The sequence below is a fragment of the Sneathiella sp. P13V-1 genome (assembly GCF_015143595.1).
Classification (GTDB): domain Bacteria; phylum Pseudomonadota; class Alphaproteobacteria; order Sneathiellales; family Sneathiellaceae; genus Sneathiella.
In genome coordinates this window covers 144838-158253 of record NZ_WYEU01000003.1, presented here as the reverse complement: position 1 = coordinate 158253, position 13416 = coordinate 144838, and the positions used below count along the sequence as shown (strand labels likewise).

The following is a 13416-nucleotide window of genomic DNA, read 5'->3' as shown; positions in this document are numbered from 1 at the left end:
CTACTTATTGCGTTTGACAGTAAACTCAGCTGCGTCCCGCAAAAGATCTGCCTTGCTATTAAATACGTCCAGATGGCTGATTGCTTGTTCAGACAACATATCAGCGTGAATTTTGGCTTTTTCCAGACCTAGTAATGAAACAAACGTGGCTTTTCCAGCATCCACATCTTTGCGCGTTGCTTTGCCCATTTCTTCACTTGTGCCTTCAACATCCAATATGTCGTCCGTAATCTGGAAAGCCAGCCCAAGGTCATGGGCATAGGCGCGAAGGGCGGTGCGTTTAGCAGGATCAGCATGCCCCAAAATAGCACCCGCTTCACAGGCAAACGTGATCAGCGCCCCCGTTTTCATCTGTTGCAGACGGGTAATGGTTGCAACAGAAAGATCATCCTGCTCTGTATAGATATCCATGGTTTGCCCGCCGACCATTCCATGTCCACCTGCGGCCATCGCGAGCTTGCGAACCAGAGACGCACGGACATCTCCAGAAGGGTGTGTCAAAGGGTCTGCAAGGATTTCGAAAGCCATCGCCTGTAGGGCGTCACCTGCGAGAACAGCGATCGTTTCGTCAAACTTCTTGTGAACGGTTGGAACACCTCGGCGCAAATCGTCATCGTCCATGCATGGGAGATCATCATGAACCAGAGAATAGGTGTGCATGATTTCCAGTGCCGCAGCAACACGCACTGAATAGTCTCGCGACACATTGAACAGATCCGCACTCTGGATCACCAGAAACGCGCGAAGACGTTTGCCGCCAGATAATGCAGCATAGCGCATTGCACTGTGCAGTTGTTTCTCGGGATTGTCAGATTCAGGAAGAAACTCGGACAATTCCCGATCCATAAGTTCGGCGGTTTGACGGAGTGCTGTTGAAAAATCGTCGTTCATATACGGTCTCAATTGAAACGGATCGGCAACGCGATCTCGGTTATTCTACATTGGCAGGCTGGGTGCTCAGAGTGCCGTTCTGATTAACAATTTTATCCACGCGTTCCTGCGCAGCACGAAGCTTTTGCTCGCAATGCGATTTCAGTTGAGAGCCGCGTGTGTAAATGTCGATAGATTGATCTAGATCCACATTTCCGGAATCCAGTTTTTCAACAATGGCCTCCAGTTCCTGCATGGCAGATTCAAAGGACATTTCCTGAATATCTGCTGGAATTTCGTTTTCTTCGGACATGCTCTCTCCTTTTGCTCCTTATACTCCGGGATTAAGCGTCAAGCAACGTCTTCACATGTATTTGCGCACTTTGTGCAAGTCCTACAAGATCATAACCACCTTCCATCACGGAAATGATCCTGCCATGTGAGTGTTTTTTTGCAATTTCGAGCAGTTTTTCCGTTGCCCACTGATAATCTTCTTCAGTCCAGTTGAGGCCTGCACACGGGTCAGCGTGATGGGCATCAAAACCGGCAGAGATAAACAGAAGATCCGGCGCAAATTTATCGAGTGCAGGAAGAATCATCTCCTCCATTTTACTTCTGAACAGGGTGCCGTTACTTCCTTCGGGGAGGGGGGCGTTTACAATATTGCCACAACCCGTCTCATGAGCATGCCCCGTGCCGGGGTAAAAAGGCGCTTCCTGATGGGTTGAGGCATAGAATAGGTGAGGGTGCGGCTCAAAAATCGCTTGGGTACCATTTCCATGATGAACGTCAAAATCCATAACCGCGACTTTGGGAATGTCATATTTCTGGTGTGCGTAAATGGACCCGATGGCTACCTGATTAAACAGACAAAAACCCATGGCCTTGTTCTGTTCGGCGTGATGACCCGGGGGGCGGGCGGCACAAAAGGCGATCTTACCTTTTCCCGCCATAACAAAATCCACGGCGTCCCGCACCGCGCCAACAGCCCGTAAGGCCGCCTCATAGCTGCCCGGAGACATAAAAGTATCTGGATCCAATTGCACAATACCGGAAGAGGGGCGATGACTTTTAATATACTGAACGTAGTCAGGTGTATGTGCGAGCTTTAGAAGATCCTCTTCCGCGAGAGAGGCCTCATGTTTGATAATGTCTTCAAACCCTTCCTCTTCCAGGTAATGCCAGACCATTCTCAAACGATCAGCTTTCTCTGGATGGTCTTTTCCATTGTCGTGAAAAAGGCAATCACGATGTGTAAAGAGATGAACTGTCATGAGAAATATCCGTATATGCTAGAACAGGAATTAAGATCACGATCCCGTTTTGTCAGATTTTTAGGTTGATTTCAATTTTTGTCCGTCACTATCATCCTTGTCTTCGCGGATGGAAAGCCAGATATGAAAATAACAACACAACTAATTATTCTGATCGCCATAGGCGCGGCGGCATTTGCTGGCTGGAAATATCAGGATCAAATTCCCTTTTTGTCAGAAGAGGCTGCGGACAATAGCAAAGGTGGCAAACGGGGAGGTCGACCTGTGGCCGTGATTGCTGTACCTGTTGGGACGGCGGATCTGAAATCCACCATCACGGCTGTTGGAACACTGGAGGCTAATCAGTCCGTAAACCTCACGAGTAAAATATCCGCGATTATCAAAAACCTCGCTTTTAAAGAAGGTGCGAAGGTCTCAAAAGGACAGTTGCTTGTGGCCCTTGATGCGACGGAAGTTCGTGCTGAAATGGCCGAAAGTCAGGCAGAATTGGAAAATAGCCGGAAATTGTATGAACGTACTCTCAAGCTATATAAAAGCGGGAACGCCCCTAAGGCGCGTGTGGATTTGCAACTGTCTGAGATGAAGGTGGCCGAAGCCAAGGTTCAGGCAGATCAGGCACGGCTTAATGAATATGAAATTCGAGCGCCATTTGATGGTGCTGTTGGCTTCCATGAAGTGAGTGTTGGCTCATTGGTTCGCCCTGGTGACATGATTACGACACTGGATGATGTGAATACGCTTAAACTGGATTTTGGTCTGCCCGAGGCGTTTCTCGCCACAGTGAAGCCGGGCCAGTCCTTTTTAGCGACGAGCGTTGCCTATAAGGGGCGTGTGTTTGAAGGGAAAGTTCAGGCGATCGCGAGCCGCGTAGACCCGGTTACCCGAATTGTAAAAATTCGAGGAACCCTCTCAAATCCAGACGGTGCGCTTCGCCCCGGTATGTATCTCTCTGTTTCGTTGGAGACAGGCTTTGAAAAAGCCGCCCTTATGGTTCCGGAACACGCCATCATAGTATCTCCGGCCGGCAGCAGTTTGTTTGTTGCAACTGAGGACGGTACGGCAAAAATGCAGGAGATCATACTTGGCCAAAGAAGAAGAGGTTGGGTGCAAGTCGTTGATGGTATCTCCATCGGTGACAAGGTGGTTGTTGAAGGACTTCAGAAGATTCGAAATGGCAGTAAGCTAAAGGTAACAATAGAAGAGCTTGAATACAGAGAAGCCAACGCAGAAAATGGAGTGGGGCAGTGAGATTATCTGAAATCTCAATCAAACGTCCTGTTCTTGCGATCGTCTTCTCGCTGGTTCTGGTACTGTTTGGTTTGTTTTCATATCAGGCGCTGAGTGTGCGGGAGTATCCAAACGTTGATAAGCCGAATGTTTCCATCAACACCACTTATCGCGGGGCGTCCGCCGATATTATTGAAAGCCAGATAACTCAGATCGTTGAGGATGCCGTTGCGGGTATTGCCGGTGTGGAGCGTATCAATTCGACAAGTCGTGAGGAAAGTTCTTCCGTTAATGTTGAGTTTAGTCTGCAGCGGGATATCGAAGCTGCAACCAATGACGTCAGGGCACGGATATCGCGTATCCTTTCGGTCCTACCTGACGAAGCTGATAGTCCCCGTATTTCCAAAACTGAAAGCGATGCTCGTCCAATTATGTGGCTTTCCCTTCGAAGTGAGCGAATGGGACCTTTGGAGCTCACCGATTTTGCGGAACGCAATCTTGTAGATTTGCTTTCTACCGTCAATGGGGTGGCAAATGTTCGTGTTGGCGGTGCGCGTCGATACGCGATGCGGGTTTGGGCGGATACCGATGCTCTGGCAGCTCACAATCTGACAGCTCAGGACATTGAGCGGGCAATTCGCTCACAAAATGTCCAGTTACCGTCCGGGCGTGTTGAATCAGCGGAGCGGGAATTTAATATTCGCACAAGATCCAATTTGGAAACTGCAGATGAATTCAGACGTATCATCCTTCGTCATGATGACAGCGGCATAGTGCGTCTTGCAGATGTTGCACGTGTTGAACTCGGGGCTGAGAACGAGCGCACCGCCCTCAGAGTGAATGGTAAGGTGTCGGTCGGGCTGGGAGTCGTACGGCAATCCGGCGCGAATGTTTTGCAGGTTGCGGAGGGCGTTAAAAAGGTCGTTCGTAATATTCAGGACACACTGCCTGAAGGGGTGCAGCTTAAAGTTTCCTATGACCAATCCGTATTTATCAGTCAATCTATCAAGGAGGTGTTTATCGCCTTGGGGATTGCGATGGGATTGGTCGTTGCTGTGATTTTCCTGTTTCTCCGTTCCGTCCCCGCAACATTTATCCCCGCAGTAGCCATTCCGGTTTCAATTATTGCAACCCTCATGGTGCTTGCGGCACTGGATTATTCAGTAAATGTGCTGACGCTTTTGGCACTGGTGCTTGCGATTGGATTGGTGGTGGATGACGCGATTGTGGTGCTTGAGAATATTCACCGGCGTATTGAAATGGGAGAGCCACCGCTTTTGGCAGCTAACCGCGGGGCAAAACAGGTCGCGTTCGCTGTGATTGCGACAACTCTGGTTCTGGTTGCTGTGTTTCTACCGATTTCCTTCCTTGAAGGTACAACCGGCAGACTATTTCGGGAATTTGGCATCGCGGTTGCTGCGGCGGTGATGTTCTCCAGCTTCGTGGCGCTCAGTCTAACTCCCATGTTGTGTTCGAAAATGCTGGTGGAGCAAAAGCGCGAGGGGTGGTTCTATAAGTCAACAGAGGCCATCTTTGTAGGACTTGCCAATATCTATCGTTGGGGTCTGCTGTTCGCGTTTCGCATTCCCATTCTTATTGTCGCCATGGCAATTGGAATTTCCGCGGTCGGATATTTCTTCTATCAGGCATTGCCAAAGGAGTTCGCGCCGACAGAAGATCGCGGTATTTTCTTTATTCCTGTGAAAGCTGTTGAAGGGGCCAGTATGGAATATACCAACCGCAGTGTTGGTAAGATCGAAAAGATCCTGAACCCGCTGGTTGAAAAGGGAGAGGCGGAAAGCGTCTTTGCCTTGGTCGGGAGCTTCTCTCGTCCAGGTCCGGTCAATACAGCCTTTATGTTTTCACGGTTGGTGCCGTGGGAAGAACGAGAAAGATCACAGCAACAGATTGTCCGCTCAATCTTTCCGGGGCTTCTGTCTGTGCCGGGTGTGCGTGCCTTTGCAATCAATCCCGCTAGCCTTGGTCAGCGGGGGTGGGGAGCACCGGTCCAGTTGATCCTGGGCGGACCGTCATATGAAGTGCTTAACAAGTGGGCAGATGAGATTGTCGAACGTGCTGGTGAGAACCCAAAACTTCTGAATGTTGATAAGGACTATTCTGAGAAACAGCCGCAAATTCGGGTATCCATTGATAGAAACCGTGCCTCAGATCTGGGTGTTTCCATTGAAACCATTGGGCGTACATTGGAGTCGCTGATGGGAAGCCGTACCATTGGACGGTTTGAAAAAGGTGGCAAGCAATATGATGTGATCATGAGGGCGGAAGCAGAGGATCGGCAAACACGCAATGATTTGAACAAGGTTTATGTTCGATCAGAAACTTCCGGTAAGTTTATCCCGATTTCCAGTTTTATTACCCTTACTGAAACCGCTGGCGCCGCGGAACTCAAAAGAACGGACCGGCTCCGCGCCGTACGGGTAACCGCTTCGCTTGGGCCAGATTATACTATGGCTGAAGCCCTTACCTATTTGGAAGGTCTGGCGCAAGAAGTGGCAGGCGACCAGGCGCGCGTATCATACGGCGGCTTAAGCCGGTCCTTTAAGGATAGCAACGCGGCGCTTTTGTTTACATTTGTCACCGCGTTTCTTGTGGTGTTTCTAGTGCTGGCAGCTCAATTTGAAAGTTTTATTCACCCAATTGTGATTATGACGTCTGTACCATTGGCTGTTACAGGCGCTTTGGGGGCGATGTTAATGCAGGGGGTAACCCTTAACGTCTATAGCCAGATCGGTGTGATCATGCTTATTGGTTTGACGGCTAAGAACGCGATTTTGATCGTTGAATTTGCTAATCAGCTCCGCGATGAGGGGATGGAAATCTTTGAAGCAATTATAGAAGCGTCAGTTACGCGCCTTCGCCCTGTGCTCATGACTACAATCTCTACGGCACTCGGGGCCGTCCCACTTGCAATGGCAACCGGCGCAGGGGCAGAAAGCCGCGAGACCATTGGGGTTGTGATCATGGGCGGCGTGTTGTTTTCAACTATTTTGTCGCTTGGGGTGGTGCCTGTGTTTTATCTGCTTTTGGCAAGATTTACCAAACGCTCGGGAGAGATCTCTCGCGAATTGGAAGAGCTGGATAAAGCGTACTAGTAAAATTGAATTTTGTTCAACTCAAAAAGGGGTATTTACGGGTATTTAGTGCAATTTTTACAAGTTTTTTAACTTAGTTTTAATACTATTTCTTCTAGGGTTAGCCATTAAATTCTTGTTGCGTCGGCGTTGATGAGTTCCGTTATTAGAAGGTTTTTGTTGGGGGTCGACTGAGTAGATGGCGGCGAAATTTTGGCGTCGCAGGGATGGTCATGGTAGCAGTACCCCAAAGAAATCTGGCGTCCGTGAATCTGGCAGTTTTGTCAAATGATCCGGTTATGGAAGGCCGTATTGAGGCGTTGCTGGGTGATCCGGTCGTCACACCTACTTTTCATACATTTCGCAACAATAAACTCCCGCTTCTTGCACTTCGCGAATTTGATGTGATCTCAGCGGTGGCTCCTGAAAAGGGGTATCGCGACTTTCTTCAACAACTTAATTTTCTGGTGAAGCAGAAGAATTCAGTTACCATTTTAGTACTTGATCCGTATCCGACCACTGCGCGTGCAGTTGAGGCCATGAAATCAGGGTGCAGTGATTATACAGAACTGCATACAGAGTACTTATCTGAGTTGGTAACCAAAATTGAACAAACCTGCCTTAATACACTGTTTGATATCCCTGATTTTGATGCCGATAGCGGACGAGCTGCGGGCAAGGGGCTCAAAGTTCTTCACAACAAAATTCGTAAAGTCGTTCAAGCAGCAACTTTTTTGACCACTTGCCGAAGCCTTGAAGAATTATGCGGTGGACTCCTTAGAACTCTCGGGGATGCACTGGGGGCCACCGGGGGTAGCTTATACCTTGTAAAGGGAAATGAGTTGCGACAGGTGCACTCACTTGACCCTGGGCATGCACCTGCAACAATTACCCTTCCCTTGGAAGAAGGAAGTATTTTTGAACAGGTCTCAAAATCTGGTGAACCATTACTCCTCATGGATCAGCAGAGTATCAACCAATGTAAACTCAGCGGTTGGGATGGATACAGGGGCGATAGTGTCCTGGTTTATCCCTTGCGAGAACGCGATGGATCCTTGATCGGTGTTTTTTCTCTTCACGGTAAAGTCGGTGATGATTTTTCAAGAGAAGACAGGGATTTGGTCCTGATCCTGGCGGCATATTCTCACGAAACCATTCGTGCTCTATACGCCCAGGAGAAATCCGCAAAAGCGCTTGAGAGCCTTCAACTTACCTTTGAAAATATGAATGAAGGCATCATGTTGCTCGATCGTCGGGGCAATATTGTTCAATACAATAGGAATAATTCGAAGATCACAGGTATTCCAGAAGAGAATTTTAGCTCATTTGAGAGTATCTCCGACCTGTACGAAGCGATGTATCATAGAGGGGATTTGACCAACCTCGAAGGAATGGGTTGCCCTTGGACCGAAATCTCGGAGAATTTCAGCTACGATCATTTCTGTCATGATGGAAAGATCATCCATTTTGTGGGTAACTATTTGGATACAGGCGGGTTTGTCCTGACCCTGACCGATATTACTGGTCGGAAAAAACGGGAAACTGAACTGTTTCAGGCGAAAGAACTGGCAGAGAAAGCAAGCGCTAGTAAGACCAATTTCCTTGCAAATGTAAGCCATGAACTGAGAACACCGCTGAATGCCATTATCGGTTTTTCCGAAATGATGACCAAGGAGGTGTTTGGCTCCTTGCAGAATGAACACTACAGTGAATATGCTGAACATATTCACGAAAGTGGCTCTCATTTGTTGCGGCTTATCAACAATCTTCTCGACCTCTCCAAAGTAGAGGCCGGTAAATTTCAGCTTTTCATTCAGAAACTTTCTCCATCTGATTTGGTAGAAGGAATGAGATCTTTCTTTGAACATCAAGCTCAAGACGCCCGTGTGGATTTGGTTTTTGATATTCAAAATCCAGAAATTTCGATTGAAGCCGATGAAAATGCACTACGTCAAATCGGGCTAAACCTTATCTCAAATGCCATCAAATTTACGCCCGCTGGCGGTGAAGTTATTGCCCGTTGTGGAACTTTGGGAGACGATAAGTATTTTATCGAAGTCATTGATGATGGTATCGGCATGGATCAAGGCTCTATTGAGCTTGCTATGCAACCGTTTGGTCAGGTGGAAAATGCATTCAACCGAAAATATGCAGGGACGGGACTTGGATTGCCGCTGGTGAAATCTTTAACCGAACTGCAGGGGGGGGAGTTTGAAATTGAAAGTCATTTGGGTATTGGGACCAAATGTCGCGTAATTTTACCCTTAAAAAATCACCGCTAGACGTTGGGCTCTACCAACTCACCTTCTTTAATTTCACCGCTTTCATTCAGATTTACGGTGATACATAAATTCATGAAAATGTGCGCACTGATTTCGGCAAACTGGAATGCCACCAGATTATCAGCCGCCAATCTTACAACTTTTGCTTTGAATTCACCTTTGTCTTCTACATCGAAGACATCAATGACACCGGTGACGATCTCATTTAGGTGTAGTTTTTGGTCATCACACTTGATGGCAAAACCGTCAGGTGACCAGTCTTTCGCCAGATAAGGTTTGTTGTTGATAACGACAATAACGCGTTGCACATCATTCCGTGGATATTGTCGATTATCTTCACCCTTTCGGTCAGACTTCATATCCTAGTTCCTCAGCAAAAAAATAATCTGCCCCAGACGTACAATTAATGGTAAAACAGATACTCAGCGGGGATTACTTACATCTTCTGATAGATTAGCTTAATTTTCGGTAAATATGGGCAGGGTATGTCATGAGCAATTCAAGGAAAAATCTTTTGTTAACTGGGGCAAGCCGAGGGATCGGACATGCAACCGTAAAAAGATTTAGCGCCGCCGGTTGGCGTGTTATGACTGTCTCGCGTCAGGCATTTTCCGAATATTGCCCATGGGAAGGTGGTGAAGAAAACCACATTCAGTTAGATCTTGCCGATGTTGAACAGTTGCCAGAAAGCATTGCTTTAATTGAAGAAAAACTCGGGGGCGAGCCTTTACATGCGCTCGTCAATAATGCGGGCATTTCCCCTAAAGGGCCAGATGGATCTCGTTTCAATACGCTAAATTCCAGCTATTCTGACTGGCTGCATGTGTACAATGTCAATCTTTTTGCACCTATGATGCTGGCCCAAGGCTTGTTCGACCAGTTGGTGGAGGCAAAAGGTGCCATTGTTAATGTAACGTCTATTGCAGGCAGCCGTGTTCATCCGTTTGCGGGATCGGCTTACGGTACCTCCAAGGCGGCGCTTGCTGCATTGACCAGAGAAATGGCTGCTGATTTTGGCCCCCATGGTGTCCGCGTAAACGCGATTGCCCCAGGGGAGATTGATACCTCGATCTTGTCGCCGGGGACAGAGGAATTAATCACAGAAATTCCTCTTCGTCGTCTTGGCCGTCCGGAAGAAGTGGCATCCACCATTTATTTCCTGTGCGACGCGCCTTCTTCTTATGTCACAGGGGCAGAGGTGCACATAAATGGCGGGCAACACGTATAAGTTTTGCCGGAAATGGAATACGCTAAGTAAGGATTGTTTAGCATAAATTAATTTTTGTCTAATACCTCTGATACAGATACTCATTCCGTTGATCGGATTAATTGTGAGATAATCTGTGCGTCGCTTGTTTCATTTTTTTGCTATTTCCCTGATGTTCTTTTTCGCGGCCTCTCTCGATGGTTTTGCTGACGAAATCCAATTGGTTCAGGGTATTCTCCCGCCATATGCTATGCCTGAAAGTGACTCAGGCATTGAAGTTGATATTATTCGGGCAGCATTGGCGAAGAGAAACCATAGCGTAGATATACGATATGTTCCCTTTGGCAGGGTGGCGCTTGACTTTTCTCGGAGTGAATCTGATGCAGGCTCCCCTCTGAATCCCAGATCCGGAATCATAGCGGAGTATTCTGACAGTCATTTAGTTTATGAGAATGTAGCTGTCAGCCTTCGCGAAAACCGCTTAAAAATCGAAAATATCAAATCATTGAGTAAATATAGAATAGCCGCATTTATGGATGCGAAGATTTTTCTTGGGTCGGAATTTGCTGCAATGGCGGTGGGTAATACCGGATATCGTGAAGTTGGAAATCAGATAAACCAAAACCGCTTACTGCGTAGAAAAAGAGTTGATGTCACAATTGGTGATTTTCGGATTTTTCAGTACTACGATAAGCAATTGGCAAAAGAGCAATCTCTCAAGCAGGTTGAGTTTCATCATATCTTTGACCCGACCCCCTATCATGTTGCATTCAAGGATGAGAAGTTGAAAGACGACTTTAATATGGGGCTGCAAGAAATTCGCGCATCAGGAGAATATCAAATAATTATTTCAAATTATACGACTGGTCCGCAAATAAACTGAGGCATTTGTTATGTTGACTAGTTTGATGATCAACAATTTATCATCGGTATTTAACTAAAATTAATTGTTTCACTAATACACTAATGATCAGGTCACAATTGTTAGTAATAGGTGGTGCAATGAAAGTATCTGTTCTCAAAAATCTCTCTCCCGTCATTCTTGCTTCTACGCTAGCCACTGTTGCGTTTTCGTCTGCAAATGCTGCGGAAGTTAAACTCGCACAGGGCATCCTTCCTCCATATGGGATAAAGGAAAGCAACTCTGGTATTGAAGTCGATATTATCAAGGCAGCCCTTGCTAAAAAAGGCCATACGCTCTCCGTCCGGTTTGTACCTTTTGGTCGGATGGGTAAAGAGTTTGAAGGCGGAAAGGTAACAGCGGCTACGCCTCTCACTCCGGGTTCTGGAGTTAAGGCGGAGTATTCTGATAGCCATATTTCCTATCAGAATGTTGCGACTACCTTGAAAGAGAAAGGGCAGAAAATTGGCTCTATCACTGATCTTGGAAATTATAAGGTCGTTGCCTTTGTAAAGGCTGATGTCTATCTCGGAGATGAGTTTGCTAAGATGGCAAAAGCAAACAAGAACTATCGTGAAGTTGGAGATCAAAGTACCCAGAACAAGTTGCTTATGACGGGGCGTACAGATGCCGTTGTTGGCGATATCCGTATCTTCAAATACTACAACAAGCAAATCGCGTCCCAAGTGAAGTTAAAAGACGTTACCTACCACGAAATCTTCAGTCCGACTGTCTACCATGTTGCTTTCAAAGATGCCGCGGTACGTGATGATTTTAACGCTGGCCTCAAAGAGATTAAGGCCAGTGGTGAATATGACAAAATCATTGCGAAATACGTTTCCGATTAATCCATCTTCTTAAGTATTTGATATCAGAACTGGAACTGTCATGACCGAAGTCGTCACGAAATCCAAAGGGATGAATATGTCACTGCAAGCCAAAATTCTGGCAGCCGTTATTGGGCTGACCATATTAATTTTGGGTGTTGCCGTCACTGTTGGACTTGTTGTGTATGAACAAAACCAACATTCCCGGATGCAAAATAGGGCAAATATTATTGCAGACCTTCAGGCCGCTGCACTTGTCGGCCCAATGTGGGATCTCAATGATGAAACAACCCAAAAATTGTTAAAGGATCTGGAACAGGATCGTGACTTCCAGTTCGCAGAAATCAAAGGACCTAATGGTGATCAATTATTCTCACAAGGAGAGATTGCCCAAGGTCTCGACGTTACCAGTGCGGAAAAAGACATTGTTCACGTTGAAGATGGAGAGAGCGAGAAAGTGGGAACTCTGGTTCTTTACCTGTCGAATGCACAGATAAGTAGTGAGCTCCTCTCTGTAATCGTGGCTGCCATTCTCGCGACATTGGTTGTCGTTGCGGTAATCTCCTCTGTTGTCGTTGTGTCATTCAGAAAACTAACGGTTCCTCTAGAGCTCATGGCGGGCGAAATGGGGCAACTTGTTGAAGGTAATCTGGACATAGAAATTGCGCATCTTGACCGTGATGACGAAATTGGGCGAATGGCGAAAGCTGTTCAGGTGTTTAAAGAATCTGCCTTACAGAATAAGCAGCTTCAGGTGAAGCAGGAGCAAGCCAGAGCTGAGGCAGACCGCCAAAGAGACAAAGTTGAAAAAGAGCGTGCAGAAAACCTTCAGAAGGAAGAAGCCGCGAAACAGCAAGCCGAGCAAGAGAAAAAACAAGCCCTTATTACGATGGTTGCATCGTTTGAACACTCGGTCGGCAGTGTCGTGGAAGGTGTCGCCTCGGCGGCTACTGAAATGCAGTCAACTGCCCAAAATATGACCCATATCTCTGAAGTGACTAATACTCAGGCCAACTCTGTTTCCATGGCGGCTGAAAGCGCGACAAGCAGTGTGCAAGCTGTTGCTTCGGCGGCAGAGCAGTTGTCTGCGTCCATTCGTGAAATCAGCCAACAAGTGGCGCAATCTTCTGTGGTGACCAGTCAAGCGGTGGAAGAGGCAGGTAAGGCTGATGTACTCATACAGGGATTGGATGAAGGCGCACAGAATATTGGTGAAGTTGTCTCTTTGATCTCTGATATCGCGGAGCAGACTAATTTGTTGGCGCTTAATGCCACTATTGAAGCTGCCCGTGCAGGAGATGCTGGTAAAGGTTTTGCCGTTGTGGCGTCAGAAGTGAAAAATCTGGCCTCGCAAACCGCGAAAGCAACCGAACAAATCTCAGAGCAGATTTCAAAAGTCCAGAGCGCAACAGGTGACGCTGTCGGTGCTATACAAGGGATTTCTGATACAATTACGAAAGTTGATGGTATTGCAGCTGCTATTGCTTCCGCAATTGAGGAGCAGGGGGCAGCAACTCAGGAGATTTCCTCCAGCGTTCAAAAAGCGGCAAGCGGGACACAGGAAGTTTCTTCTTCCATCGTTAATGTGACAGAAGGGGCAAGGCAGTCAGATCAAGCCTCACAAGATGTGCTGTCAGCATCAAGTGAACTTTCTCAACAAGCCGAACATCTAAGACGTCAGGTGTCTGATTTTGTCGCGAACGTTAAGGCTGGATGATTAAATGGATCCGAACAAA

11 protein-coding genes are annotated in these 13416 nt (G+C 47.1%); 7 read left to right on the top strand and 4 right to left on the bottom strand.

Going from position 1 to position 13416, the window contains the following annotated elements; translation table 11 throughout:
• From GUA87_RS13855 to GUA87_RS13845, 3 genes are read right to left on the bottom strand one after another with little or no spacing between them, the layout of a single operon-like run.
• Window positions 1-891: a polyprenyl synthetase family protein gene (locus GUA87_RS13855; protein ID WP_193717197.1), complete on the bottom strand. Its 891-nt coding sequence runs from the start codon at window positions 889-891 to the stop codon at window positions 1-3.
• A 40-nt stretch (window positions 892-931) separates the two neighbouring features.
• Entirely contained in the window at window positions 932-1183 is a 252-nt protein-coding gene (locus GUA87_RS13850; protein ID WP_193717196.1) for an exodeoxyribonuclease VII small subunit, read from the bottom strand.
• Window positions 1184-1214: 31 nt separating this feature from the next.
• On the bottom strand, window positions 1215-2144 hold the full coding sequence (locus GUA87_RS13845) for a histone deacetylase family protein (RefSeq protein WP_193717195.1): 930 nt from the start codon (window positions 2142-2144) through the stop codon (window positions 1215-1217).
• 123 nt (window positions 2145-2267) lie between these two features.
• Between GUA87_RS13845 and GUA87_RS13840 the strand changes: the two genes are divergently transcribed.
• From GUA87_RS13840 to GUA87_RS13830, 3 genes are all read left to right on the top strand, one after another.
• A complete protein-coding gene (locus GUA87_RS13840) occupies window positions 2268-3392 on the top strand; it encodes an efflux RND transporter periplasmic adaptor subunit (RefSeq protein ID WP_193717194.1) in 1125 nt (374 codons plus the stop codon).
• Window positions 3389-6484, top strand: a complete 3096-nt coding sequence (locus GUA87_RS13835; protein WP_193717193.1) for an efflux RND transporter permease subunit — start codon at window positions 3389-3391, stop codon at window positions 6482-6484. The genes GUA87_RS13840 and GUA87_RS13835 overlap by 4 nt, the downstream gene beginning before the upstream one ends.
• Before the next feature lie 212 nt (window positions 6485-6696).
• Window positions 6697-8745: an ATP-binding protein gene (locus GUA87_RS13830; protein WP_193717192.1), complete on the top strand. Its 2049-nt coding sequence runs from the start codon at window positions 6697-6699 to the stop codon at window positions 8743-8745.
• Here the strand turns inward: GUA87_RS13830 and GUA87_RS13825 are convergent.
• Window positions 8742-9104 (bottom strand): PilZ domain-containing protein, encoded by a 363-nt coding sequence (locus GUA87_RS13825; protein WP_193717191.1) that lies wholly within the window; start codon window positions 9102-9104, stop codon window positions 8742-8744. The genes GUA87_RS13830 and GUA87_RS13825 overlap by 4 nt on opposite strands.
• Before the next feature lie 131 nt (window positions 9105-9235).
• Between GUA87_RS13825 and GUA87_RS13820 the strand changes: the two genes are divergently transcribed.
• The 4 genes from GUA87_RS13820 to GUA87_RS13805 all read left to right on the top strand — a co-directional run bounded on the left by GUA87_RS13820 (window position 9236) and on the right by GUA87_RS13805 (window position 13397).
• Window positions 9236-9973, top strand: coding sequence for an SDR family oxidoreductase (locus GUA87_RS13820; RefSeq protein WP_193717190.1), 738 nt, complete (start codon window positions 9236-9238; stop codon window positions 9971-9973).
• Window positions 9974-10088: 115 nt separating this feature from the next.
• Window positions 10089-10835 (top strand): substrate-binding periplasmic protein, encoded by a 747-nt coding sequence (locus GUA87_RS13815; protein ID WP_193717189.1) that lies wholly within the window; start codon window positions 10089-10091, stop codon window positions 10833-10835.
• Between the two features lie 119 nt (window positions 10836-10954).
• Window positions 10955-11701, top strand: a complete 747-nt coding sequence (locus tag GUA87_RS13810) for a substrate-binding periplasmic protein (RefSeq protein ID WP_193717188.1) — start codon at window positions 10955-10957, stop codon at window positions 11699-11701.
• Between the two features lie 40 nt (window positions 11702-11741).
• Entirely contained in the window at window positions 11742-13397 is a 1656-nt protein-coding gene (locus tag GUA87_RS13805; protein WP_193717187.1) for a methyl-accepting chemotaxis protein, read from the top strand.
• Window positions 13398-13416: the final 19 nt, after the last annotated feature.

Bases quoted from the DNA above. Each gene is read 5' to 3' on its own strand.
- GUA87_RS13825 (WP_193717191.1), bottom strand. From the start codon at position 9,104: ATGAAGTCTGACCGAAAGGGTGAAGATAATCGACAATATCCACGGAAT.
- GUA87_RS13845 (WP_193717195.1), bottom strand. From the start codon at position 2,144: ATGACAGTTCATCTCTTTACACATCGTGATTGCCTTTTTCACGACAAT.
- GUA87_RS13805 (WP_193717187.1), top strand. From the start codon at position 11,742: ATGACCGAAGTCGTCACGAAATCCAAAGGGATGAATATGTCACTGCAA.
- GUA87_RS13840 (WP_193717194.1), top strand. From the start codon at position 2,268: ATGAAAATAACAACACAACTAATTATTCTGATCGCCATAGGCGCGGCG.
- GUA87_RS13830 (WP_193717192.1), top strand. From the start codon at position 6,697: ATGGTAGCAGTACCCCAAAGAAATCTGGCGTCCGTGAATCTGGCAGTT.
- GUA87_RS13820 (WP_193717190.1), top strand. From the start codon at position 9,236: ATGAGCAATTCAAGGAAAAATCTTTTGTTAACTGGGGCAAGCCGAGGG.
- GUA87_RS13810 (WP_193717188.1), top strand. From the start codon at position 10,955: ATGAAAGTATCTGTTCTCAAAAATCTCTCTCCCGTCATTCTTGCTTCT.
- GUA87_RS13850 (WP_193717196.1), bottom strand. From the start codon at position 1,183: ATGTCCGAAGAAAACGAAATTCCAGCAGATATTCAGGAAATGTCCTTT.
- GUA87_RS13855 (WP_193717197.1), bottom strand. From the start codon at position 891: ATGAACGACGATTTTTCAACAGCACTCCGTCAAACCGCCGAACTTATG.